24 protein-coding genes are annotated in these 23,095 nt (G+C 49.7%); 11 read left to right on the plus strand and 13 right to left on the minus strand.

Translation table 11 applies throughout. The features are described from left to right. Positions 1-55 precede the first annotated feature (55 nt). The 3 genes from mrdA to hemC all read left to right on the plus strand — a co-directional run bounded on the left by mrdA (position 56) and on the right by hemC (position 4,248). Positions 56-1,861, plus strand: coding sequence for a penicillin-binding protein 2 (mrdA, locus tag AACQ84_RS08205; protein WP_012307221.1), 1,806 nt, complete (start codon positions 56-58; stop codon positions 1,859-1,861). A 93-nt stretch (positions 1,862-1,954) separates the two neighbouring features. Next, complete coding sequence (tyrS, locus tag AACQ84_RS08210; protein WP_315862050.1) at positions 1,955-3,136, plus strand: tyrosine--tRNA ligase; 1,182 nt, start codon at positions 1,955-1,957, stop codon at positions 3,134-3,136. Positions 3,137-3,282: 146 nt separating this feature from the next. Beyond that, positions 3,283-4,248, plus strand: coding sequence for a hydroxymethylbilane synthase (hemC, locus tag AACQ84_RS08215; protein ID WP_012307223.1), 966 nt, complete (start codon positions 3,283-3,285; stop codon positions 4,246-4,248). 61 nt (positions 4,249-4,309) lie between these two features. Here hemC and AACQ84_RS08220 read toward each other — a convergent pair whose 3' ends face one another. Then, positions 4,310-4,486, minus strand: a complete 177-nt coding sequence (locus tag AACQ84_RS08220; RefSeq protein WP_156785471.1) for a hypothetical protein — start codon at positions 4,484-4,486, stop codon at positions 4,310-4,312. A 269-nt stretch (positions 4,487-4,755) separates the two neighbouring features. Here AACQ84_RS08220 and AACQ84_RS08225 point away from each other — a divergent pair, with 269 nt between their 5' ends. The 3 genes from AACQ84_RS08225 (at position 4,756) to AACQ84_RS08235 (ending at position 6,442) form a co-directional block, all read left to right on the plus strand. Then, a complete protein-coding gene (locus AACQ84_RS08225) occupies positions 4,756-5,361 on the plus strand; it encodes a GNAT family N-acetyltransferase (RefSeq protein WP_041443511.1) in 606 nt (201 codons plus the stop codon). A gap of 64 nt (positions 5,362-5,425) precedes the next feature. After that, positions 5,426-5,899, plus strand: coding sequence for a hypothetical protein (locus AACQ84_RS08230; protein WP_030006998.1), 474 nt, complete (start codon positions 5,426-5,428; stop codon positions 5,897-5,899). Between the two features lie 84 nt (positions 5,900-5,983). Further along, complete coding sequence (locus tag AACQ84_RS08235) at positions 5,984-6,442, plus strand: hypothetical protein (RefSeq protein WP_012307226.1); 459 nt, start codon at positions 5,984-5,986, stop codon at positions 6,440-6,442. An 87-nt stretch (positions 6,443-6,529) separates the two neighbouring features. Here AACQ84_RS08235 and trxA read toward each other — a convergent pair whose 3' ends face one another. Further along, positions 6,530-6,853, minus strand: a complete 324-nt coding sequence (trxA, locus tag AACQ84_RS08240) for a thioredoxin (RefSeq protein ID WP_012307227.1) — start codon at positions 6,851-6,853, stop codon at positions 6,530-6,532. A 497-nt stretch (positions 6,854-7,350) separates the two neighbouring features. Here trxA and AACQ84_RS08245 point away from each other — a divergent pair, with 497 nt between their 5' ends. After that, positions 7,351-8,541 carry a glycosyltransferase family 4 protein gene (locus AACQ84_RS08245; protein WP_012307228.1) on the plus strand — a complete coding sequence of 397 codons (1,191 nt, stop codon included), beginning with the start codon at positions 7,351-7,353 and terminating at the stop codon, positions 8,539-8,541. 9 nt (positions 8,542-8,550) lie between these two features. Here the strand turns inward: AACQ84_RS08245 and ilvA are convergent, their stop codons facing one another. The 7 genes from ilvA to ffh all read right to left on the minus strand — a co-directional run bounded on the left by ilvA (position 8,551) and on the right by ffh (position 15,975). Continuing rightward, a complete protein-coding gene (gene ilvA, locus AACQ84_RS08250) occupies positions 8,551-10,062 on the minus strand; it encodes a threonine ammonia-lyase, biosynthetic (RefSeq protein ID WP_012307229.1) in 1,512 nt (503 codons plus the stop codon). Positions 10,063-10,143: 81 nt separating this feature from the next. After that, positions 10,144-10,467: a hypothetical protein gene (locus AACQ84_RS08255; protein WP_012307230.1), complete on the minus strand. Its 324-nt coding sequence runs from the start codon at positions 10,465-10,467 to the stop codon at positions 10,144-10,146. Positions 10,468-10,769: 302 nt separating this feature from the next. After that, positions 10,770-11,834: an anthranilate phosphoribosyltransferase family protein gene (locus AACQ84_RS08260; protein ID WP_012307231.1), complete on the minus strand. Its 1,065-nt coding sequence runs from the start codon at positions 11,832-11,834 to the stop codon at positions 10,770-10,772. Between the two features lie 75 nt (positions 11,835-11,909). After that, positions 11,910-13,091 carry a HEAT repeat domain-containing protein gene (locus AACQ84_RS08265; RefSeq protein WP_012307232.1) on the minus strand — a complete coding sequence of 394 codons (1,182 nt, stop codon included), beginning with the start codon at positions 13,089-13,091 and terminating at the stop codon, positions 11,910-11,912. A 122-nt stretch (positions 13,092-13,213) separates the two neighbouring features. Further along, entirely contained in the window at positions 13,214-14,032 is an 819-nt protein-coding gene (locus AACQ84_RS08270; protein ID WP_012307233.1) for a DNA adenine methylase, read from the minus strand. A 79-nt stretch (positions 14,033-14,111) separates the two neighbouring features. Continuing rightward, positions 14,112-14,486, minus strand: coding sequence for a group I truncated hemoglobin (locus AACQ84_RS08275; protein WP_012307234.1), 375 nt, complete (start codon positions 14,484-14,486; stop codon positions 14,112-14,114). Between the two features lie 52 nt (positions 14,487-14,538). Next, complete coding sequence (gene ffh / locus AACQ84_RS08280; RefSeq protein WP_012307235.1) at positions 14,539-15,975, minus strand: signal recognition particle protein; 1,437 nt, start codon at positions 15,973-15,975, stop codon at positions 14,539-14,541. Positions 15,976-16,144: 169 nt separating this feature from the next. On the opposite strand from ffh, the gene crtD reads away from it, so the two are divergent. Further along, positions 16,145-17,644, plus strand: a complete 1,500-nt coding sequence (crtD, locus tag AACQ84_RS08285; RefSeq protein ID WP_012307236.1) for a C-3',4' desaturase CrtD — start codon at positions 16,145-16,147, stop codon at positions 17,642-17,644. Here the strand turns inward: crtD and AACQ84_RS08290 are convergent. Then, a complete protein-coding gene (locus AACQ84_RS08290) occupies positions 17,641-18,186 on the minus strand; it encodes a hypothetical protein (RefSeq protein WP_012307237.1) in 546 nt (181 codons plus the stop codon). The genes crtD and AACQ84_RS08290 overlap by 4 nt on opposite strands. After that, the gene (locus AACQ84_RS08295; protein WP_012307238.1) at positions 18,179-18,418 is read right to left on the minus strand and encodes a hypothetical protein; all 240 of its coding nucleotides are present in this window, start codon (positions 18,416-18,418) and stop codon (positions 18,179-18,181) included. Before AACQ84_RS08295 ends, AACQ84_RS08290 begins: the two co-directional genes overlap by 8 nt. A gap of 105 nt (positions 18,419-18,523) precedes the next feature. Here AACQ84_RS08295 and AACQ84_RS08300 point away from each other — a divergent pair, with 105 nt between their 5' ends. Beyond that, positions 18,524-19,141: a peptidylprolyl isomerase gene (locus AACQ84_RS08300; RefSeq protein WP_083764449.1), complete on the plus strand. Its 618-nt coding sequence runs from the start codon at positions 18,524-18,526 to the stop codon at positions 19,139-19,141. 116 nt (positions 19,142-19,257) lie between these two features. Continuing rightward, the gene (urtE, locus tag AACQ84_RS08305; RefSeq protein ID WP_012307240.1) at positions 19,258-19,983 is read left to right on the plus strand and encodes an urea ABC transporter ATP-binding subunit UrtE; all 726 of its coding nucleotides are present in this window, start codon (positions 19,258-19,260) and stop codon (positions 19,981-19,983) included. Here urtE and AACQ84_RS08310 read toward each other — a convergent pair. Then, positions 19,980-20,882 carry a histone deacetylase family protein gene (locus AACQ84_RS08310; protein WP_012307241.1) on the minus strand — a complete coding sequence of 301 codons (903 nt, stop codon included), beginning with the start codon at positions 20,880-20,882 and terminating at the stop codon, positions 19,980-19,982. The two genes, urtE and AACQ84_RS08310, sit on opposite strands and share 4 nt — an antisense overlap. Before the next feature lie 265 nt (positions 20,883-21,147). Between AACQ84_RS08310 and AACQ84_RS08315 the strand changes: the two genes are divergently transcribed. After that, complete coding sequence (locus AACQ84_RS08315) at positions 21,148-21,435, plus strand: RNA recognition motif domain-containing protein (RefSeq protein ID WP_012307242.1); 288 nt, start codon at positions 21,148-21,150, stop codon at positions 21,433-21,435. Positions 21,436-21,554: 119 nt separating this feature from the next. Here AACQ84_RS08315 and glnA read toward each other — a convergent pair whose 3' ends face one another. Further along, the gene (glnA, locus tag AACQ84_RS08320) at positions 21,555-22,976 is read right to left on the minus strand and encodes a type I glutamate--ammonia ligase (protein WP_012307243.1); all 1,422 of its coding nucleotides are present in this window, start codon (positions 22,974-22,976) and stop codon (positions 21,555-21,557) included. Between the last annotated feature and the right edge of the window lie 119 nt (positions 22,977-23,095).

The following is a 23,095-nucleotide window of genomic DNA, read 5'->3' on the forward strand; positions in this document are numbered from 1 at the left end:
AAGCCTAATGCGCACGCTAAAATTAGAATCAATTTTCCTTTTTTCCTAGGCACCCATGACCCTCATCTCTCCCCTTGCAAAAGCCTCACGCAAAGAATCGGGTCGCACCGTTGGCCGGGGTGTTCGTCCCTGGGGAATTATGTTTGCCGTTAGCTTGGCACTCCTGGGCGGCATTGGTTCCCGCTTGGCTTTTTTGCAACTCGTTAAGGGAGATGAACTGCGACAAACGGCCCGGAATAATAGCGTCCGCATTGCCCCCAAACCACCGATCCGGGGTAATATGTTTGACCGCCATGGCAAGGTGCTGGCCACCACAAAACTTGCCCATGCCGTCTATGTGTGGCCCGTAGCCCGCACGAGACCCGATTGGCCAAAAACGAAACAATTGCTCTCCCAGTTGGTAGGCATCGCCCCCGCCGAAATTGAAAAGCGCCTAGAATCCCAAGATATCTACGCCACTGAACCCTTGGCGATCGCCCGCAATTTGACCCTTGCCCAAGTCACCGCCATCGAAGAACATCACCAGACCCTCGCCGGGGTAGAGGTGATCATCGAACCGGTGCGTTACTATCCCGAAGGAGATACGGCCTCCCATGTCCTCGGTTACACGAGAGAATTAACCCCCGAAGAATTTGAGACCCGCCAAGCAGAAGGCTATCGCCTCCAGGATTACATCGGTAAATTAGGTCTAGAAGCGTCCCTAGAATCCCGTCTGCGTGGGGAATGGGGCGGCCAAGAAATTCAAGTGGACCGCGATGGCCGGTTTGTGAAAATCCTGGGAGAAAAACCAGCCCAGGCCGGGGAAGACCTCCGTCTTACCCTAGACGCTGAACTTCAAAAGGTTGCCCAGAGGGTTTTGGGACGACGCAAAGGGGCGATCGTCGCCCTCGATCCGCGCAATGGTGATGTCTTGGCGATGGCGAGTTACCCTAACTTTGATCCGAATATTTTTTCTGATCGCATTTCCCCCGAAAAATGGGCCGCCGTCACTGCCCAGGGCGATCCCTTTATTAACCGTGCCATTCGTGGGTTTCCGCCAGCATCGACTTTTAAAGTTGTGACCGCCGCCGCCGGGATGGAATCCGGCAAATATCCAGCCAACACAGTGTTGAGCACCAGTCCTTACCTCGCCGCTGCTGGGGTTCGTTTCTATGAGTGGAACCGGGCTGGTTTTGGGGCCGCTGGCTACGTGAAAGCGATGGCCTGGAGTAGTAACACCTTTTTTGGCCAGGTGGGGCGGGGTGTTGGCGGTGAAACCCTGATTGATTGGTCGCGCCGCTTTGGCTTTGGTTCACCCACTGGCATTGAACTCAACGAAGAAACCAGCGGTCTAATTCCGGATGATGATTGGACCCAAGAGCGCCTCGAGCGCCCCTGGAATGTGGGAGACACTGTAAATATGTCCATCGGTCAAGGCTTAACGTTGGCGACCCCCCTACAGGTGGCCCAGATGTTTGCGGTAACAGCGAATGGCGGCTATTTAGTGCAACCCCACCTCGTCCAAACCGATACTCCGGTGAAAACGTCCCTCAAAATGGCCCCCAGTACCCTAGAAACTATTCGTCAAGGCTTGCGGGCCGTGGTCACTAACGGTACTGGTACAGTGCTCAATATTCCTGGGATTCCAACGGCAGCGGGAAAAAGTGGCACGGCTGAAGCTCCCCCCCGGGAAAACCATGCTTGGTTCGGTGCCTTTGCTCCCTATGACGAGGCAGAGATCGTTGTCGTCGCCTTTGCAGAACATTCTGGTGGTGGTGGTGGCTCTGTGGCTGGGCCGATGGTGCGCGATGTGATGGCGGCTTATTTTGAATTGAAGGAAAAGGCCGAAAATCCTGAAGCCACAACCGCAACCCCAGAATAGGCAGCTTATCGCTTGGCTGCATTCAATAATCTCAGCAGAATATGGCACAATAGGCAGGTTTAAATTTCCACAATTGAGTTAACAAAATCCCCTGTGAATATGTCTGCGAATCTTGAGTGGCTAACCCGTGGCACCAGCGAAATTTTTCCGGATAATCCTGAAGAAAATTTAGCCCAGGTTCTCCAGACAGGCGATCGCCCCTTGAGGGTCAAATTAGGCGTTGATCCGACGGGTTCAGATCTCCACCTCGGCCATAGTATTCCGTTCCGTAAACTGCGTGCATTCCAAGACGCTGGCCACACCGCAGTGGTGATTATTGGTGACTTTACCGCCCAGATTGGCGACCCCACCGGCAAATCAGAAGTGCGCAAACAGCTCAGTGCCGCCGACGTGCAACAAAATGCCGAAACTTACCTAGAGCAACTGCGACCAATCCTCGATTTTGAGACCCCAGGCCGCCTCGAAATTCGCTATAACTCCGAATGGCTCAAGGATTTAGATTTAGCCAAGATCCAAGCACTGCTGGCGACAATGACGGTGCAGCAAATGCTGGCTAAAGAAGGCTTTGCCAAACGTTACCAAAGCGAAAACCCGATTTATATCCATGAATTTCTTTATCCCCTAATGCAGGGCTATGACTCGGTGGCCGTGGATGCAGATGTAGAACTTGGGGGCACTGACCAAAAATTTAATATTGCCGTGGGGCGGGATCTGCAAAGACACTTTGGGAAAAAGCCCCAATTCGGCCTATTGCTGCCTATCTTGATCGGTACCGATGGCAAAGAAAAAATGTCCAAAAGTCTCAATAACTATGTGGGCCTCAAGGACAATCACCACACCATGTACCAAAAGTTACAGAATACCCCCGATAGCTTGCTGAAGGACTATTTTGAACTGCTCACTAAACAAGACCTGCAAACCTTGCCGACAAACCCCCGTGACCAGCAGAAACTCCTGGCCCGGGACATTGTTACTCAGTTCCATGGGGCTGAAGCGGCGGTAGATGCGGAGAAAGCTGTACAGGATGTCGCCGCCGCCAATATTCCCGAATTTTCCCTGGGCGCAGTGGAATTCCCCTCGCCTCTGTTTTATATTTTGGGGGCTTCTGGCCTGTGTTCCAGCGGTGGGGATGGTCGTCGCCAAATTAAAGGAGGTGCAGTTCGCCTCGATGATGAGCGGATCACGGACATGAATCTCGCCTTTGAGAAGCCGGAGCAATTAGTAGATAAGGTGCTCCGGGTGGGGAAAAAGAAATTTGTCCGCCTCGTGCCCTAGGATTGGGACTCTGATTTTTGGGGATTTCGTGAACAGTTGTAACATTTCCGGTTGTTCTCAGAAAAAATTCTGCGATTAGGGACGGACAACGCGATACCCTAGTTTGAGTCAAAATTTTAAGATCATTTTTATAAATCCGAATTGATATGACCGCTGAGACCCCTTCGAAACGCACTGTGCGGATTGGCTCCCGCAAAAGCCAACTTGCTTTAGTCCAAACCTATTGGGTACGGGATGAGCTCCAAAAGGCTTACCCAGAGATCACCTTTGAAGTCCAAACCATGGAAACCCAAGGGGATAAGGTGCTGGATGTGGCCCTCTCGAAAATTGGCGATAAGGGGCTATTTACCCAAGAACTCGAAGACGGCATGCTCAAGGGAGAGACAGATTTTGCGGTGCATTCCCTGAAGGATTTGCCCACGAATTTGCCTGAGGGGTTGATGCTCGGCTGTGTCACGGAACGGGTTGACCCGGCGGATGCCCTGGTGGTTAACGAAAAGCATCGGGATAAAAAGCTAGAAACCCTCCCAAGCGGTTCGGTGATTGGCACTTCTTCGCTACGGCGTCTGGCTCAACTGCGGCACCACTTCCCCCATTTGGAATTTAAAGATATTCGCGGCAATGTGAATACGCGCCTAGCGAAGTTAGACCGGGGTGAGTATGATGCGATTATTTTGGCGGCGGCGGGTCTGCAACGGCTTGATTTTGGCGATCGCATCCACCAGATTATTTCCAGCGATATTTCCCTCCATGCCGTGGGCCAAGGGGCCTTGGGTATCGAATGCCGGGATGGGGATGAAGAGATTTTGGGTCTGTTACGGCCTGTACTCGAACACGCCGAGAGCCGCGATCGCTGTTATGCAGAACGCTCTTTCCTGCGTCAGTTAGAGGGGGGCTGCCAAGTACCGATTGGGGTCAACACAACCATTGAAGGTGATCGCCTAACCTTAGTGGGGATGGTTGCGAGCCTTGATGGCCAAACCTTAATCCGCGATGAGGTCAGTGGTAGCCGTGCCGATGCCGAGAAATTGGGCATTGAATTAGCCCAAAAGGCGATCGCCCAGGGAGCAGACAAGATTTTGGCTGAAATTAATGAGGCGAACCGCGCCTAATTCCGTAGTTGAGTGATCAATTGCCCCCTCCTCCAGGCGAGGGGGGATTTTTATTACAGCTTTATAACTGGGGTTCTGGTCGATCGGCGGGAATTTCTGGCGATCGCAGTCGATTGTGTTCGCCGTAGCCAAGCTGATTCAGGGTCTCGATATCCCCCTTGGGTGATGGAGACTTGGCAGCGGATGGATTTTGGGCGATCGCTTTACGCTGTTTTTTTAGTTTAGATTTTCGTCCCATGGTAAAGATTCCCTCACAATATGCAGTGCCGCTTTCAAACGTTCATTGAAGATGACATCGGCTTGCTTTCAGTTACTCAAACGCCCTTCATTCAAGACTTGTTTACCGATTGTCGGTGGGCATCATGATCAGAATGGTGGCCCACAAATTTAGAGCCTTGCAGATGATTGGCAAAATCTATCCCTCGACAAGCCATTCATAAAATTGGCACAATGGTTTGTGGTTTCAAGTTTTTCTAGAAAAATTTTACCCTTGTTTCCGGAGGCTTGGTGAATCCTCGTCTTTCTTCTGTTTGGAATATCCCGCAACTATCCTCAGTCGATGTGGCCCTCAGCCAGAGTACCCTGAGTATTCGGCCTGCTACTCTGGAGGATGCCCGCGCCCTGGCAACGGTCTTGACCCATAGTTTCCATCACTATCAAGGCACTTGGGGCTGGCTGACGCCTCTCCTGCGCCTGGGGGTCTATGAAGATTTACACCATCGTCTCAAACAGACCAAAGAGCACCACGCTTGTTTTGTGGCAGCAATGCAAACGGCGACAGCCCAGGAAATTGTCGGCACAGTGGAGATCTCTGTACGTTATTTAAATGCGCTGGCGATCGCCCCCGCCAAAGCCCCCTATATTTCTAATTTGGCAGTAAATCCCCAATACCGTCGCTTGGGCATTGCCCGAAAACTTTTGGCCCGTTGTGAAACCCAAGTGCGTTACTGGCACTACGGCAGTGTGGCCCTCCATGTCTTGGAAAATAATGAAGCTGCCAAACAACTCTATCTCAGTTGTGGGTATGATATTAAATATGCAGAACGTCCCCTAAGTGCTTGGCTCCTGCGTCGGCCGCGCCGTCTCTTTGTTCAAAAGAGTTTATCTCCCTAAGTCTTTTTGTTTCTTAGTTCACCGCCGCTGATGTGGCGATCGCCACCGTTCTTTATCCTTTGCCATGGGCTCTACTCCCCCCTCAACGACAAATTCTCCCATAGACCATCTTGAAATTTTGGCCCAATTGAAGCAGGGAGAACTTTTGATGGTAAACCCCCGCCGTAAAAATGGACTGATTTTGCGCAAAGCCTACCACGGCGATTTTGCTGGCCCAGGGGCGATCATTGGTGGCGTTTTTGATCAAGATGTAGAATCGGTAATCCCCGTGGGTGCCCTGTCCCTGTTGGTGCCAGCGCCCGGTACTGAGCGGGAAAAAGCCTACCTCATTCGGCGGCAGTGGGTCCGACTCCTGAAGCAAATCACCGACAAACCCGTGCCAGAACAGCGGGCCCAAATTATTTTAAATCAGTTTGAAAATTGGTTTGACCTCGACACGGCCGCCCAACTGTCCGATGATGTCTTTGCTGAGTTGGTCGGGGTACTGCCCCAAACTATTGCTAAAGTGCGTAACCGTGTTAACCGCTCAGAAATTTGACGGCAAAATGTTCACCTTTAGATTGTTGTAAACCTCACCTTTAGGGGATGATAGAAACCAGTCACCAAGAGGAGAACAGTTGCTATGGGGGAGAGCATCCCAGAACAGCAGGCGATCGCCGAAACGATTGCCCTCTTAGAATATTATGGCTTTGAACTCAATGGTCAGACCGCTGCAGCCACCATTGAGCAATGGTGTGCCCATAGTCCCGTCGCCTGGGTTCGTCTAGCTGTCCTCGAAGCCCTATATCGGGGGCGCTATAAAAAAATTTCGGTCACGGCAATCCTCCGGGTTTGGCAACGCTGGGAAAAGCCCCAAGTCCAGTTCAATCGAGAATTTGAAAGCCTGATTTGTGCCGAACTGCCGACCAAAGTCGCCCCCACTCCGCCTGCACAATCTCGCCCCGAAGCCTCTATCGCTTCAGCACTACCGTCCCCAAGTTTCGGCATTGCCACCTTTTCGCCACCACCGGAGTTAGCAAATTCCGATGCTTATCAAAAACTCAAGGCGATCGCCACTCAGCCAGACACTAAAAAACCCTAGGAATACGCTAGGGCTGAGTGCAAAAGCCGGATGTTAAATGATGCCGTTGGTGGCTCGTAGTGCGTTGAAGTTATTAAGAGAATTTTTTTAAAGTTCTTTATCAATCGCAGCAGCGAGGGTTGTTTTGGGCACAGCACCGACTACCATGCTGACCTTTTTGCCCCCTTTGAAAATCATCAAGGTCGGGATGCTCCGAATACCATATTCGCTGGCGACACCAGGGTTTTCGTCAGTATTGAGCTTAAACACCTTGATTTGATCTTGGTATTGTTCGGCGATCTCCTCCACGACGGGAGCAACCATACGACAGGGACCACACCAAGGAGCCCAGAAGTCGACGAGTACAGGGACGTCACTTTCGAGGACTTCTTCTTGAAAGGTTGCGTCTGTGACTGCGGCAGTTTTTGACATGCCTCTAAATTCCTAATTTATACAAGATTTTTCTAAGGATACCTAGGGATTCTAGCATAAAGGCTCCGACCCATCTGGAACTTTAGGCAAAATGATAGAAAATTTTGCGTTTGATGCTTTCTTGAAAACTGAAGGAAAACCAATGCTAGGATATAGCGAGCTTTTTCTATGCTCCATCGCTTAGGGGAATATGACAGCAGCAAACCCTACCAAGAAATGTGATTGATCCCAGGGAGAGTCGGCAACTTTGAGCGCAACAATCTGGTTAAATTACTGACAAAAAAAACGCCCGAATACTATGGCGATTCGGACGAAGTATGGTGTGAGGAGTGAACAAAAACTTTCATTCTTTATCGCAAAAGTTTTTGCCCACCTCTATTGTAAAGGAAAAAAGAGCGTTTGTTCAGACCCACTCGGCGAGCTGTGAAATTTCTTTAAGGGATTAAATGAATGGGGAAAGAAAGGGTATTTTTGCAAGCGGTGAGGGAGATGGAATAATGCGCATCTTAGTACTCAGTTGGGAGTTTCCCCCCCGGGTTGTGGGTGGAATTGCTCGCCATGTGGGGGAACTGTATCCAGAAATTGTCCGCCTGGGCCATGAAGTGCATATGTTGACCTTGGCCACAGGGTTAGCGCCAGTCTATGAAATTGTCGAGGGCATCCATGTGCATCGGGTTGTTGTGCCGGATCACCCTGATTTTTTCCAGTGGGTGGGGGCAATGAACCGGGAAATGCTGGCCTATGGTGCTGCTTTTTTAGAAAAAACAGGCTCCTGTGCATTGATCCATAGCCATGATTGGTTAGTCGCTGATGCGGCGATCGCCCTCAAACACCAGTTTAAAATTCCCCTATTGGCCACCATTCACGCCACGGAATATGGTCGCCACAATGGTATTCACACCGATACCCACCGCTACATCGCCCGCAAGGAAAAAATGCTGTCCCACGAGGCCTGGCGGGTGATCGTTTGTAGTCAATATATGCGCCACGAGCTGGAGCGGGCCTTGCAAACTCCCTGGCCGAAAATGGATGTGATTTTTAATGGGATTCGGCCAGAAAAAAAACAACATGCGGTTAGTTTTGACCGTCAGTCTTTTCGCCGTCAGTTTGCCCCCGATGACCATCGGATTGTCTATTATGTGGGACGTTTAACCTACGAAAAAGGAATTAATGTGCTCCTGAGTGCGGCGCCTCGGATTTTGGAGGTGATGCGGGGGAAAGTCCGGTTTGTGATTATTGGGGGCGGCAATGGCGATCGCCTGAAGGAACAGGCTTGGAATTTAGGCATCTGGGAACAGTGTAATTTCACGGGATTTATGTCCGACGAGGATTTGGATAAGTTCCAAACCATCGCCGATTGTGCCGTGTTCCCTAGTTTGTATGAGCCGTTTGGGATTGTTGTCCTCGAAAGTTTTGCGGCGAAAGTTCCCGTGGTGGTATCCAATACGGGAGGCTTACCGGAGGTGGTCACCCACGGCGAAACGGGCATTGTCACCTACGCGAATGTGGCCAGTTCCCTCGCCTGGGGAATTTTGGAGGTCTTACAACACCCAGAATATGCCAAAATCCTCGTAGAAAATGCCTACGCGGATCTGCCCCGGCGTTTTAATTGGGCAAAATTGGCGATCGCCACGGAGCAGGTTTACCAACGTGTGGTTCAAGAGCGGGCCGCCGTGCTTTGGGAGTAGGACAAAACCTTAGCCCAAAAAGAGCTTGTAGGCGGGATTTTGATTTTCGTCCCAGTAACGATAACCGAGTTGGTCGAGGAACGTTTGCCAATCGTCCATTTCTGCCGGGGGCACCTGGACGGCGATCGCAATCCGTCCATAATCAGCACCATTATTGCGATAGTGGAACCCACTGATATTCCAATGGGGGCTCATGGTATCGACAAATTTCATCAACGCCCCTGGATATTCAGGAAACTCAAAGCGATAGAACAACTCATGGGTTGCCTTGGGACTGCGGCCACCGACCATGTGACGCAGGTGTAATTTCGTCAGTTCGTCATCGGTGAGATTGAGGGTTTTAAAGCCATTCGCTTCGAAGGTTTCGGCGAGGGTCTTAATTTCACTGCGGTCAGCAATTTGTACCCCCACAAAAATATGGGCTTCCTGTTCATCGGCAATGCGATAGTTGAATTCCGTTAAATTGCGATCGCCCATGCAACGGCAAAACTTTCGTAAACTGCCCGGTTGCTCCGGGATCGTCACGGCAAAAATTGCTTCTCGCCCTTCCCCTAATTCGGCTCGCTCGGCCACAAACCGCAGGCGATCAAAGTTCATATTGGCCCCACAGGCAACGGCTACTAAGGTTTCGTCCTGAATGCCTTCCCGCTCCACATAGGCTTTCATCCCGGCGATCGCCAATGCCCCAGCCGGCTCCAAAATAGAGCGGGTGTCCTCAAATACATCTTTAATGGCTGCACAGGTATCATCGGTGGATACCAGAATAATTTCATCGACATATTCCTGGCACAGGCGAAATGTTTCTTCCCCGACATAGCGCACCGCCACCCCATCGGCAAACAACCCCACTTGGGATAACTGCACCCGTTCCCCTGTTGCAAGGGATTGTTTCATAGCATCGGCATCCACAGGTTCGACGCCAATAATTTTGATCTCCGGCCGCACCCGCTTCACATAGGCCGCAATGCCTGCAATTAATCCGCCGCCGCCAATCGCCACAAAAATCGCGTGGATGGGCTGTTGGCACTGGCGTAAAATCTCCATGCCGATGGTGCCCTGGCCAGCGATGACATAGGGATCATCAAAGGGATGAATGAGCGTTAAGCCCTGTTCCTCCGAGAGTTTGCGGGCGTGGGCGTAGGCATCATCATAGGCATTTCCATGCAGGATCACCTCGCCACCCCTGGCTTTAACGGCATTGATCTTGACCTGGGGCGTCACCACAGGCATTACAATCACTGCCCTCGTGCCCAACTTTGTCGCGGCAAGGGCCACCCCCTGGGCATGGTTTCCGGCGGAGGCAGCGATCACGCCACATTGCAATCGCTCTGGGGTTAGGTGCGCCATCTTGTTGTACGCGCCCCGCAGCTTAAAAGAAAAGACCGACTGCATATCCTCCCGCTTCAATAGCACATGGTTGTGCAGGCGGCGCGAAAGATTGGGGGCCACTTCGAGGGGAGTTTCTTGGGCTACGTCGTAAACGCGGGCATTTAAAATTTGGATCAAATAATCGCAATGCATAGGGCGATCGCCAACGGGAATTTTAGGACAGATAAAGTGTGAGGATTTTACTGTAACCCCATCCCGTCAATCCACGAAAGCCTAGTTCAACGAAAAGGTTAATTTCTTGAGGGGCGATCGCCAATCTCGCGTTGTTTTCTTGGGGAGAGGTGGGGCTTGGCATTCCGGTTGTACCACGGGGACTAGGTGCTGCTCTTCAACCACCAGTTGCCCATTATCTAAAGCTTGTCGCCATTGTTTGCCTTGTTTCCAAGCCTGATATTTGCGGACATTCCAACGGGGATTACTGGGATAACCCGCAAAGCCAGACCGCAGCGCAGGATGACTTTCCCTAGGGATCGCAGTTTCGATGTAAATGCCTTCGGCCAATTCCACCAACCGTTGTACAGCATGGTTTGTCATCATCTGACTCTGCCTCCCTAATGTCAACGAATATTACAAGATCACATTACCCTTTACTAAATGCACCAAAAAACAAGACTGGCTTTTGGTATCAATGGTTGAGAAAAACGCCAGGCGAAATTTCTCACATTCACATATGTAACGATGGGCCGCCACAAAAAACAAGCCCAGTTCTTTTATTAACGAAAAAGTATTATTCCGGTATCTCCCCTTTAGTCTAGACGGAAAATGTTGTTTTTACAAATTTTTAAGATTGTGAACAATAAAAATATTAGATGGCATTCATCGGTGTGATTGTTGAAATTTTAGGAGGCGATTCTTGCCCCTAAATCAGCCTTGAGGGCCGTGAGGGTTGCTTGTAATTTTCCGGTTTTGACCCAGGTTTGGGCTAAATCTAAACCACTTTGGAGATCTTTGACTTGCCCACAATGCCACAAATAAAAGCCCCCATTCCACACAGCAGAATCGGTTAGCGGTGAAGGCTGTCCCTGGAGAAGCGCGGCGAGATCTTGATAGTATTGCTCCGGGCTTTCTAAGTGAATGTCTTCACCCCCTAAACCATAGTCATAGGGATTGGGTTTGAGATAGACAAATCCATCGGCGGATTCGGTTTGATTGGTGACCACAATGGTGGTCTGGGAAATCCGTAGATCGCCACTACCCTCTAAGCCCTTGATCAGGGTGTAGGGAGGATTGCCCCGCTCGGTAAAAGTATCGCGAATAATCGCTTCGGTGGGGGGGTGTACATAACCCGCGATGGTGTGGGCTTGGCGATCGCCAGAGGGCGACCAGACCAATTCGAGGGTTGCCAGGGACGGGCGTTTGCCTAATTCTTCACGGTAGGAAATCAGGGTTTGGCTAGCGGGCAGGAGCGTCGGCGTATAGCAGCAGGCAAAGTGGGTGCGCTGGAAGTAGCTTTGTAGTTGCACAAAACTGAGGGCTTGGAAATCGAGGCCCAGGGCTTGCCAAATTTCTCCGAGGGGGAGGCCATATTTCGTCGGCAGGCGATCGCCACCGTGCATGAGCACGGGCACCCCAGCGGTTTTAAGGATCAAAGCCGTGATTGGTGCAATGGGGGCTGTTTTTGTGCGGCCATCGTAGGGAATCCCTAGGATAAATACTTTTTCTCCGTTGGGGAGGGGGTCTAATTTTTGGCTGCGGCGGTCATAGGCATCGAGCATCCCTGCCAGTTCTACCCCGGTGGGTCGTTTAATCCGTTGGGAAATGAGGAAGGCCCCGATTTGGGCGGGAGTCGCGGTACCATCGAGCATCATGTCTAGGGCGATCGCCGCTTCGGCACGGGTCAAACTTTTGCTGGTGTGTTTACCGCTGCCAACTTTCTTCAGTAGCTCACGAAATTCGGTACTCATGGGGCCTTGCTGTGGGTGGGGAATGGATGTTCTCAGATTAAGAAATAATTAGCTTAACTGATTAGCTTCTAAAAATCAGCTAACTTCGGAACTTGCGGCGATGCCAATTTTTTTCAGGGCGGCGATCGCATGGAGTTGGATCGGTTTTTCGAGGCTTTGGCTAAAGGCAGTTAGTAAAGCCTGGGCGCGGGGATCCTGGAGCTGGCCGAGGGCATAAATGAATGCTTGTTGAACTGCCAAAGGTTGGGGCTGGGAAACCTTTTGCCAAAACTGCAGCAAAATTGTTGTTCCCTGCCCCCGCAGGTTAGGTTCGGTGATTCGGCCAAATGCCTTGAGGATTTCTAAAACTACTGTGTCAGCCCCATGGTAAAGCAAGGGTTCGAGTCGGGTTAAACTTTCTGGGATGGCTAACCAGCCGAGGGCTTGGATCAAGTTACATTGCAATGGTTCGGGCGTATGGGGAGACTGCAGCACGGTGGCGATCGCCTCGGCAGCTTGGGGAATCGGGAAACGACTGAGGGTAAACCCGGCTTGGGCACAAACCTCCAGGTTGAAATCGTAGAGCAACGGCTGGACTTTTTCGCACAACAAAACCGGATCAACGGACTGGCCCCAAAAGCCCAAACCCTTAACTGCTTCCCGACGCACTGGGGCCGCCGTATCTGTGAGGGCAGACAACAGGGCGGTAAAAATTTCTGGTTGGCGAAATTGACTAAGAGTTTCAATGGCTAAGGAACGGATTTGCGGATCTGGATCATCAATGACCGTCAGCAGGGGATCAATAATTTGCGGATAGCGTAATTTACAAAGGGCGTTTACGGCGAGGCTACGACTTTCTGGCTTGGCCAACAGCGGCACTAAATAATCCACGGCCTTTCCTTCTAGCTGCACCAACGTTCTCATGATTTCTTCGAGGAGGAATTCTTCTGAACAATGGTCAATGAGCAAGATCAGACGGGCGATCGCCTCAGGATCTTGGTACTGTCCTAAGATGCGAATCGCAAACCAACGTAATTCTGTTTCGGCGGTGTGATCTTCAGCGATGCTCAGGAGAGGGGCGATCGCCGTTGAGCCTAATTTTGCAAAAACCTTAACCAGTCGCCAGCGTTCTTGAAATGTCCCTTCCCGGAGTAACTGAAAGGCCCAGGCTTGGGCGGTGGGTTCCTGGCGAAGATCCGCCGTTGTACATAACTGCAAAAATTCCTGGAGTGTTGGCTGTTGGGCAACATCAGACAGTGCTGTATTTCTTCGCCCCATGAATTCACTCCCCTTACCAAGACATAAAAAGTTGACAGACCTTCAAGGTAAGTTCCTCTCGCCGGAAAACTGGTATCACAATTTACAGGGTGCCTGAAATGGTTGCATAAATTACATAAACCCTATGTATTCAACAAATCTTCTGCTGCCAAATTACGGAAGGCGAGCATCTCTTTAGCCGGAGTGCGATCGCCGTTGCAGGCAATGCGTCGTGGGGCGCTTAAGGTCGTCACGGTGAAGCCCAAACTTTGATACAGATCTAAAATTCTGGGCGTGGCTTGATTAGAGGCAATTGTTGGCGCGGTTTGTGCTGCTAGCCAGGTGGCTAATCGCTCTTGATCGGCCCAACTAAACCCCCCGGCGGCATACTGACGAAACTCAACATCATAGGGCGGATCAGCATAAATAAAACTATGGTCAGCAACTGGAATTTTCTCAAAATCTCCCCATTGAAACTGCCAAGCTTGAAATAACTTTTTGTAGGCAAAAAAATCATCCCTATAGTTAATCGAACGATATCGCCCGAAAGGGACATTAAATTTTCCCTGGGAATTGAATCGACACAAGCCATTAAACCCAGTCCGGTTTAAATAATAAAATAAAATAGCGGCTTCTTGGGTCTCGCTCTGATTATTTTCAATTAATTCATTAAAACGGTCTCGGCATTGATAATATAAGTCAGCATCATTTGCCATTAAAATACTACTTTTTAAACCTTTTTTGAGTTGCTGATAAAAATTAATCAAATGGAAATTAACGTCATTTAAAATTGCTTTTTGCGGAACCAAACCCAAGGCGATCGCCAAGCCACCACAGAACGGCTCAATTAATTGATAGTCTTGGTAGTCTTGCCAAATTAACCGTAATTTAGGGACTAACCAACGCTTACCCCCAGCCCACTTTAGGGGCGGTTTTAACTGCTCTGAATTAATCATAGCCATAAAAAAGATGGGGCTTTTTGGTCATTGTTCCCCATCCATCGTCTGATTTCACTGTGCAATGGTCGATCGATACTAACGACTAACGGTTTAAAACATCATTGCGGTGCTGCACTGAACCCACAATGGTGACGACTTCATCGATTAAATCTTGGGACACATTTAATTCCTGGAGGGTCAATACTAGATTTTCGGCGATCGCATCGAAATGGACATCCGTTAGACCCGCATTTTCAACTAAGTCCTGATGGGCAGCCCGCATCGAACGACCCGGAAATCGATCCGTGCCCCCAAAAGCATAGGTCATAAAATCCTTTTGGTGTTGCTTCTGTTTGGCCATGTCAGTATTGACAAAAAAACGATTAACTCGTTCATCGGCCAGAACCTTACCGTAGAATTTCTCCACCGCCAGATCAACTGCCGCTGCGCCGCCTAACTTTTCATACAAACTAGCCATGGACGAATCTCCGTTTATTTGGCACCATTTCATTCATCGTAGCAACGAAAACCTAGAGGTCAGCAAAACCTTTTTTCTTTTTCACCTTTTTCTTTTTCTTCGGTGCGCCACCACGACCGGGACGTCCCCCCATCCCAGGCATCCCCCCACCGAACAGATCACCGAGTCCTCCCATGCCGGGTAAACCTCCCCCTTGACCCATCTGCTGCATCATTTTCCGCATCCGGGTAAAGTCAGCAATGAGTTTTGAGACATCTTTTTCTGATAACCCAGAGCCCTTGGCAATACGGGTACGACGCTTGGGCGTTTGGGCTAATACATCCGGATTTTTGCGCTCCTCTTTGGTCATGGAGTTGATCATGGTCTCCACGCGCTTCAGTTGCACTTCCCCCTGTTCGAGCATATTTTTATCAATCTTGTTGCCCATGCCAGGGATGAGCTTCAGCATGCCGCCCAGGGAGCCCATATTTTTTAACAGGCGCATCTGCTTGAGAAAGTCATCAAAGTCAAAGCGGGCTTCGAGTAACTTGGCCTGCATTTCCTCGACGTCGGACAGATCAACGGCTTCCTGGGCCTTTTCGACGAGGGTCAGCACATCGCCCATGTTAAGGATACGGGACGCTAAACGGTCTGGATAGAATGGTTCTAGGGCTTCTACTTTTTCACCAACCCCAATAAATTTGATCGGTTGGCCAGAGATCATTCGCACAGATAGGGCCGCACCACCTCTGGTATCCCCATCCATCTTGGTGAGAATGGCCCCGGTAACGCCAATTTCTTCGTGGAAAGTGCGGGTTAAACTAGCAGCCTCTTGGCCCGTCATCGAGTCAACGACTAGCAATGTATCGTCGGGATTGATGCTTTCTTTAATTTGCTTGAGTTCGGCCATCATGTCGGCATCGATCTGCAAGCGACCCGCCGTATCCACGAGGACGACATCAACACCGAGTTCTTTGGCTTTTTCAACCCCTTGTTTGGCAATGTCAACGGGATTAGCGTCACTGCCCAGGTCGAACACGGGCACGTCAATTTGTTCACCGAGGGTTTTCAGCTGATCGATCGCCGCTGGACGGTAAACGTCGGTTGCGACCATCAGGGCGGTTTTATTTTGCTTGCGGAGATAGAGGGAAAGTTTGGCGGTGGCAGTGGTTTTCCCCGTCCCCTGCAACCCGGCCATGAGAATTACGGAGGGCTTATTTTCTGCTTCGGCGAGGGGAACGTTGCTTTCCCCCATGATTTTGACGAGTTCGTCGTAGACAATTTTGATGAACTGTTGCCCTGGATTAACGCCAGAAATAACTTCTGCACCGACTGCCGCTTTTTCCACATCAGAAATAAAGCCCTTGACCACCTGGAGGTTAACGTCGGCTTCGAGGAGGGCGCGACGAACTTCCTTTAAGGCTTCTTTGATGTTAGATTCGCTGATTTTGTCCTGGCCCCGGAGGGATTTCCAGGCATCTTCTAGGCGTTCGGCTAGGGCGTCAAACATAGGTCTTTTCTCTGGGTGGGCTGTTTAGTGACTGTCTAAATACTTTACCAAGTTGCGGACTGTAGCAGGTTCGGCAATCTCTCTTTATCAGGGGCGATCACCTTTTTGTCAAGAAAGGCAAAATTTTGGACAATAGGGAAAGGTAAAGAATTGTAACGGATGTTTCGGGATGAGTAAGAGCAAGATTGCGGTCATTGGGGCGGGCATTGGCGGTTTAACGGCGGGGGCTTTGTTGGCGAAACGGGGCTACGATGTCACGGTTTATGAACAGGCGGCGATCGCCGGGGGCTGTGCGTCCACTTTTAAGCGTCGGGGTTTTACCTTCGATGTAGGGGCGACCCAGGTGGCGGGCTTAGAAGTAGGAGGGATTCACCAGCGTATTTTTCAAGAATTGGGCGTCGCTTTACCCGAAGCAACGGTTTGTGATCCGGCTTGTGCGGTGTTTTTACCGGGCGAAACAGAACCCATCAACGTTTGGCGTGATGCGGAAAAGTGGGAAGCTGAACGACTCAAACAGTTTCCCACGAGCAAAAATTTTTGGCATTTATTAAAAATTTTATTTGCGGCGAGTTGGCAATTTCAAGGCCGCGATCCGGTGGTGCCACCCCGTAATCCTTGGGATATTTTGCAGTTAATCAAGGCATTTCGTTTAAATACGTTGATCACAGTTCCCTTTGCTTTGATGACGGTTTTAGACGCGTTGAAATTATGTAATGTTGCCGCAGATCAAAGATTAAAAACTTTTTTGGATTTGCAGTTAAAGCTGTACTCCCAAGTTGATAGTTCCGAAACTGCACTACTCTACGGTGCGACGGCCCTCGCCGTTTCCCAAACGCCCCAAGGTTTATTTCATCTCCAGGGTAGTATGCAAGCCTTGAGCGATCGCCTGATCGAAGCCCTCGAAAAACATGGGGGGAAATTACTCACTCGCCACCGCATTAAGGAAATTAACTTGGGTCAAAGCAAGCCTCAATTAACAGTCTTTGATCAGCGTCAAAATGAAATTGTTACACAAGCTTTTGATCATGTAGTCGCGAACACCACGGTTCAAGATTTAATTAAAATTTCAGAGCATCCGCCCAAATCAATTTTTAAAAAAATCTATCAAAAACGCATTGAAAATTTGCCAGATCCATCGGGAGCCTTTGTTGTTTACTTAGGGGTTAAGGAAGCGGCAATTCCCAAGAATTGTCCACCTCACCTGCAATTTCTCTATGATTATGACCAAGCAATTGGCGAAAATAATTCCCTCTTTGTTTCGGTGAGTAAGCCGAATGATGGTCGCGCCCCAGAGGGTCACCGGACGATTATCGCCTCCTCTTTTGTCGATCCTGATCCTTGGTTTGGGAAAGATTACGCCGAACTGAAAGAGCGTTACACCCAGGAGGCGATCGCCAAATTAAATCGCTATTTTGACCTTTCCCCAGAAAATATCATTGTTCAAGAAGCCGGAACGCCGCGCACCTTTGCTTTCTATACGGCTCGACACAAAGGCTTTGTTGGTGGCGTGGGACAGCGAATTTCTACCTTTGCGCCCTTTGGATTCGCCACCAGAACACCGTTTAAAAATGTTTGGCTCGTGGGAGATTCTGTCCATCCGGGAGAAGGTACAGCTGGGGTAAGTTATTCTGCCCTGACCGCTGTACGCCAAATTGAACAGGTCAGCTAAACAGCCAATAGATGAGCTTCAATTTTTTTCATTCGTTGATTAAATTCTCGCCAATGATCTCGATGAAAGAGATATTGATTAATATCTGCAATTTCTTGGGCGATCGCCACTTGTTCTTCTGAAACTAAACCTTGTTTAAATAGCCATTGAGAAACCCTTGACCAACTCCAGATCATTGATTTTTGACTCATTCCAGAAATAGGTAACGGAAAATTGCCTGTACCTCTTTCACCATTAATGAGCAAACGTACATATTCACGACTTTTTTGGATACGACGCGCTATTTCAGACACTGTCACTAAATCATCTGGCTGAATACTATCGACACGAATCTTAGGTTGAGCAATACTTTCAACTTGACGAATCGCCGACCAAACGGCTTCAGTAAAAGAAGTTGCTTCACGATCAAAATCCAAATAAACCACACCATTACGAGTTAATAATGAGGCATCGTCGCAGCCTGCTTCAAAAATGCGATCAACAAGCTGTTCATCAAAGTCGCGAACATTTGCTAAAACCAACGAAAATTCATAATTATTCATTGTTTTCTGAATGGGAACATTGTTTAATGGCTTTTCTGATTTGCTTAGCATGATTTTCAGGATTGCGGGGTGTAGACAGAACTGATTTTTTACAACCCAAACGATTATGTTCTGGACAAAGCAAAACCCCAAAAGCATGGGCAGAACCACTAGATTTTTTGAATGTCCAACCTTGCTCTAATGCTTCTTGTATGGCGGCCGCGATTTCTTTGTTGTGGTGTAGCTTGCCCATTGACGTCCCATGTTACTGGTCATCTGTATTTTGATTGGAATAGTAATACTCAATCTAGCTCTGCTGTTGCCATATGTCAACTGCCAATAACGTTGTGGATGAAGAATGTACTTCTTGATTTCTTTACGGGCGATCGCCCCTGACCACCCTTGCAGTACCATTTGGTTAAAGAGACGACATTTTTTAGGACAAGTAATCGTGAGCGAACAGCCCAACCCCAAAGTTTTTTTTGACATCACCATCGGCGGCGAAAGTGCCGGACGCATTGTTTTTGAACTACGGGCCGACGTTGCCCCCAAAACCGCTGAAAATTTCCGCGCCCTCTGCACTGGTGAAAAAGGCATCGGCAAACGGGGCAAACCCCTCCATTTCAAAGGCTCTAAATTCCACCGGGTGATCCCTGAATTCATGTGCCAAGGGGGAGACTTTACCAACGGTAACGGCACCGGCGGTGAATCCATTTATGGAGATACTTTTGAAGACGAAAGCTTTGAACTGCGCCACAATGTCCCAGGTTTGCTGAGTATGGCGAACCGTGGCCCCAATACCAATGGCTCCCAATTCTTCATCACCACGACCTTAACCCCTTGGCTCAACGGTAAGCACGTGGTCTTCGGTAAGGTTATCGAAGGGATGGATGTAGTCAAAGCTATGGAAGCCCAAGGTTCTGGTAGTGGTGCCCCGAAACAGGAAATTGCGATCGCCGATTGTGGTGAGCTCTAAATCTGGCAGCACGGGACGCATTTAAAAAAATACTGCTGTTTTTGTTACGAAATGGGGGGAGAATTCCTGTCTATGATTAGGGAACCAATATTCCCCCTTTTTGTTTTCCTGAAACCATGACCCAAGCTAACGATGCCCCAGTTCTGAATGTTTCTGATCTCAATGTCTATTACGGTGAAAGTCACATTTTGCGGAATGTGGATTTGAATGTGCCCCAAGGGGAGATGGTTTGTCTAATTGGTCGCAATGGCGTCGGCAAAACAACGCTTCTGAAAACAATTATGGGATTGTTGCCGCCCCGCACCGGAAAACTGCGTTTTATGGGCCAGGAAATTAATTCCCTCGCGACGGATCGCCGTGCCCGGTCTGGGATTGGCTATGTTCCCCAAGGACGAGAAATTATTCCCCGGGTTACGGTTAGGGAAAATCTCCTCCTCGGCCTAGAAGCTTTACCCAAGGGCCGTCGCAATAAGAGCAATATTCCCTCAGAAATTTTGAATTTATTCCCAATGCTCAAGGAGATGCTGCACCGGATGGGGGGCGATTTGAGTGGGGGTCAGCAGCAGCAGTTGGCGATCGCCCGCGCTTTAATGGGCCGACCAAAGTTACTAATCCTAGATGAACCCACCGAAGGAATTCAGCCGTCGATCATTTTAGAAATCGAAGCGGCTGTGAAACAAATTATTGCGGAAACAGGAATTTCTGTGCTGTTAGTGGAACAACATTTACACTTTGTGCGCCAAGCTGACCGTTACTACGCAATGCAGAAAGGGGGCATTGTTGCTTCTGGGAGTACCCATGAACTCAGCCAGGCTGTAATCCAGGAATTTTTGGCCGTTTAATAAACATCCCGCGCTGCCCGATGGAGCAGGGAATGGCGATATACAAGGTCATGGATATTTTTTGCATAGCCCCCACCAATCACACAGGCCACGGGATAACCCGCCGCCAAGCAGGTACTCAGCACCAGCCGCTCCCGTCGATACAGACCCGTGTTCGTCATCGCTAATTTGCCGAGGCGATCGCCCACATGGGTGTCCACCCCCGCATCGTAAAACACCAAATCCGGCTTCACCTGACTCAAAAGATCTTCTAGATGGTGCGCCAAAATTTGCAGGTAGCCATCGTCGTCCAATCCTTCCGGTAGGCCGAGGTCTAAATCACTGCGCTGCTTTTGGCTGGGAAAATTCACCTCGCAGTGCATCGAAAAGGTAAATACCGTCGGGTCATCTTGGAAAATAAACGCCGTGCCGTCCCCCTGATGCACATCGAGATCAACGATTAAAATCCGCTGCGCCAAGCCCCGTTGCTGAATTGTCCGGGTGGCGATCGCCAAATCATTCAAAATACAAAATCCTGACCCATAGCCCGGAAAAGCATGGTGTGTTCCCCCCGCCGTATTACAGGCCAACCCATGCTCTAGGGCCAACTGTGCCGTCAAAATCGTTCCTCCCACCGCCGTCAAAGTCCGTTGGACGACCCCCGCACTCCAGGGCAAACCAATGCGCCGTTGGGCCTTTGGGGTCAAGGTTCCCTGGCAATAGGCCGTCACATAGTCCGGCTCATGGACAAGTTCTAGCCAGGCTCGATCTGGCAATTGCGGTTGGTAAACTTGCTCCGGTTGAATCACCCCATCCTCCAACAGCAACCCATGCAATAATCGGAACTTCGGCATCGGGAAACGATGCTCCTCCGGAATCGGCGTCACATAATCAGGATGATAAACAACCGGAAACCCCATACAATGCCCCCCCCAAATCAGCAACTTATCCTCCCAGGATTGTAAAGAATTTTTGCAGTAAGAGTCGTAGGATTAACTTTTCCCTGCCCAAGACCCTCAAAAATTGAAACATCTGATTAAAAATCAAATCGAGCAGCTATAATCAGACGTAACAAGATAAGGATTTGATCCAGTTAAGTAAGATTGTCTAAAGTTTTCCTGACTGCGTAGCTTTCCGAATCTCTGCCCTCTACGATTCTCCGATTCGGAAGAATATTCGTTAATTATGTCGATTTACATTGGAAATTTGTCCTATCAGGTTACTGATGAGGACCTAAAAGAAACCTTCGCCGAATATGGCAAGGTAAACCGTGTCCAAGTTCCCACTGACCGGGAAACTGGCAGACCGAGAGGATTCGCCTTTGTGGAAATGTCTAGCGAAGACGAAGAAAATGCGGCCATTGAAGCCCTAGATGGTGCTGAATGGATGGGTCGTGACCTCAAGGTTAACAAAGCAAAACCCCGTGAAGACCGTCGTCCGGCTTCCCGTGGGGGTGGCCGTAGCCGCTACTAAAGCATTTTTCGTAGCATTACTACTCGACACAGCCATTTAGTCTAGCTGTCGTCACAAATAAATTAATTTGTTTCCCACTACCATCGGCAGTGGGATTTTTTATGGAGCTAGGTTGCCGTTTAGCAATCGTAATAAAGGGCAAATTCGTAGGGATGGGGCCGTAACCGGAGGGGATTCACTTCGGCGTCTAATTTGTACTCAATCCAATTCTCAATGAAATCTGTCGTAAAGACACCGCCTGCTGTTAAAAAGTCGTGATCCTGTTGGAGGGCTTCGAGGGCAGCTTCTAGGGAAGCGGGGGTTGAAGGAATTTTGCTCAGTTCCTCTGGGGTCAAATCGTAGATATCGACATCTAGGGGATCACCTGGATCAATGGCGTTTTTAATGCCATCAATACCCGCACAGAGCATCGCCGCAAAGGCTAGATAGGGGTTGGCCGTGGCATCAGGGCAACGGAATTCAAGGCGTTTGGCTTTGGGGTTTGGCCCAGACAGGGGAATGCGCACCGACGCCGAACGATTTCCTTGGGAATAGGCTAAATTCACCGGGGCCTCGAAGCCGGGAACAAGACGTTTGTATGAGTTGGTACTGGGATTAGAAAAAGCGAGCAGGGCTGGGGCGTGTTTGAGGATGCCACCAATGTAATGGAGTGCCAGTTGACTGAGATTGGCGTAGCGATCGCCCCAAAATAGTGGTTGACCTTCTTTCCAGAGAGATTGGTGGGTGTGCATCCCGGAGCCGTTGTCGTTAAACAGTGGTTTCGGCATAAATGTCACGGTGCGGCCATACTTACGGGCGACATTTTTGATCACATATTTATAGGTCATCAAATAATCTGCGGCCTTGAGGAGCGTTGCAAAGCGAAACCCCAATTCATTTTGGCCCCCGGTGGCAACTTCGTGGTGGTGCTTTTCGATGGGAACGCCGCATTTCGCCATGGTCAGTAGCATTTCTGTGCGCATATCCTGGAGGGTATCCGTTGGTGGTACGGGGAAATACCCTTGTTTGTAGCCCGGTTTGTGGGCGAGATTGCCCCCCGGTTCTTTGCGGCCTGAATTCCAGCGACCCTCGACGCTGTCAACGTAATAAAACCCTTTATTCTCCGTCTGGTCAAAGCGCACATCATCAAACACGAAAAATTCTGCTTCGGGGCCAAAATAGGCGGTATCGCCAATGCCGGAGGCAGCGAGGTAATCCACGGCTTTTTGGGCAATGCTGCGGGGATCACGGCTGTACCACTCCCCTGTGCGGGGTTCTTTGATGGAACAAATGAGGCTGAGGGTTTTTTCTTTACAAAATGGATCGATCCAAGCGGTTGTGGGATCAGGCACCATCGCCATATCAGATTCGTTAATCGCTTTCCAGCCTCGAATGCTTGAACCGTCAAAGGGCACCCCATCAACAAAGGAAGCTTCGTCCAGTTGATCTTGGTAAAACGAGCAATGTTGCCAAATGCCTGGCAGATCAACAAACTTGAGGTCAATAATTTGAATATTTTCCTCTTGGATCAGCCGTAAAACATCGGTTGCTGTCTGGGTCATGGTGGGGTGCCTCACAAACAATTCTTAATCTTCACTGCTAGGATCCGGCAAGCGATGGGATTCACGCCGACACAGTTCGCTTGATCCTAGAAAGAGTTATGGCAGTTCGTTGTAGTCTG

The sequence above is a fragment of the Picosynechococcus sp. PCC 7002 genome, assembly GCF_963860125.1.
GTDB lineage: Bacteria > Cyanobacteriota > Cyanobacteriia > Cyanobacteriales > MRBY01 > MRBY01.

Coding starts and splice junctions, on each gene's coding strand:
- mrdA (WP_012307221.1), top strand. CDS start 56: ATGACCCTCATCTCTCCCCTTGCAAAAGCCTCACGCAAAGAATCGGGT.
- hemC (WP_012307223.1), top strand. CDS start 3,283: ATGACCGCTGAGACCCCTTCGAAACGCACTGTGCGGATTGGCTCCCGC.
- AACQ84_RS08220 (WP_156785471.1), bottom strand. CDS start 4,486: ATGGGACGAAAATCTAAACTAAAAAAACAGCGTAAAGCGATCGCCCAA.
- AACQ84_RS08230 (WP_030006998.1), top strand. CDS start 5,426: ATGGGCTCTACTCCCCCCTCAACGACAAATTCTCCCATAGACCATCTT.
- AACQ84_RS08235 (WP_012307226.1), top strand. CDS start 5,984: ATGGGGGAGAGCATCCCAGAACAGCAGGCGATCGCCGAAACGATTGCC.
- trxA (WP_012307227.1), bottom strand. CDS start 6,853: ATGTCAAAAACTGCCGCAGTCACAGACGCAACCTTTCAAGAAGAAGTC.
- AACQ84_RS08245 (WP_012307228.1), top strand. CDS start 7,351: ATGCGCATCTTAGTACTCAGTTGGGAGTTTCCCCCCCGGGTTGTGGGT.
- ilvA (WP_012307229.1), bottom strand. CDS start 10,062: ATGCATTGCGATTATTTGATCCAAATTTTAAATGCCCGCGTTTACGAC.
- AACQ84_RS08255 (WP_012307230.1), bottom strand. CDS start 10,467: ATGATGACAAACCATGCTGTACAACGGTTGGTGGAATTGGCCGAAGGC.
- AACQ84_RS08260 (WP_012307231.1), bottom strand. CDS start 11,834: ATGAGTACCGAATTTCGTGAGCTACTGAAGAAAGTTGGCAGCGGTAAA.
- AACQ84_RS08265 (WP_012307232.1), bottom strand. CDS start 13,091: ATGGGGCGAAGAAATACAGCACTGTCTGATGTTGCCCAACAGCCAACA.
- AACQ84_RS08270 (WP_012307233.1), bottom strand. CDS start 14,032: ATGGCTATGATTAATTCAGAGCAGTTAAAACCGCCCCTAAAGTGGGCT.
- AACQ84_RS08275 (WP_012307234.1), bottom strand. CDS start 14,486: ATGGCTAGTTTGTATGAAAAGTTAGGCGGCGCAGCGGCAGTTGATCTG.
- ffh (WP_012307235.1), bottom strand. CDS start 15,975: ATGTTTGACGCCCTAGCCGAACGCCTAGAAGATGCCTGGAAATCCCTC.
- crtD (WP_012307236.1), top strand. CDS start 16,145: ATGAGTAAGAGCAAGATTGCGGTCATTGGGGCGGGCATTGGCGGTTTA.
- AACQ84_RS08290 (WP_012307237.1), bottom strand. CDS start 18,186: ATGAATAATTATGAATTTTCGTTGGTTTTAGCAAATGTTCGCGACTTT.
- AACQ84_RS08295 (WP_012307238.1), bottom strand. CDS start 18,418: ATGGGCAAGCTACACCACAACAAAGAAATCGCGGCCGCCATACAAGAA.
- AACQ84_RS08300 (WP_083764449.1), top strand. CDS start 18,524: ATGTACTTCTTGATTTCTTTACGGGCGATCGCCCCTGACCACCCTTGC.
- urtE (WP_012307240.1), top strand. CDS start 19,258: ATGACCCAAGCTAACGATGCCCCAGTTCTGAATGTTTCTGATCTCAAT.
- AACQ84_RS08310 (WP_012307241.1), bottom strand. CDS start 20,882: ATGGGGTTTCCGGTTGTTTATCATCCTGATTATGTGACGCCGATTCCG.
- AACQ84_RS08315 (WP_012307242.1), top strand. CDS start 21,148: ATGTCGATTTACATTGGAAATTTGTCCTATCAGGTTACTGATGAGGAC.
- glnA (WP_012307243.1), bottom strand. CDS start 22,976: ATGACCCAGACAGCAACCGATGTTTTACGGCTGATCCAAGAGGAAAAT.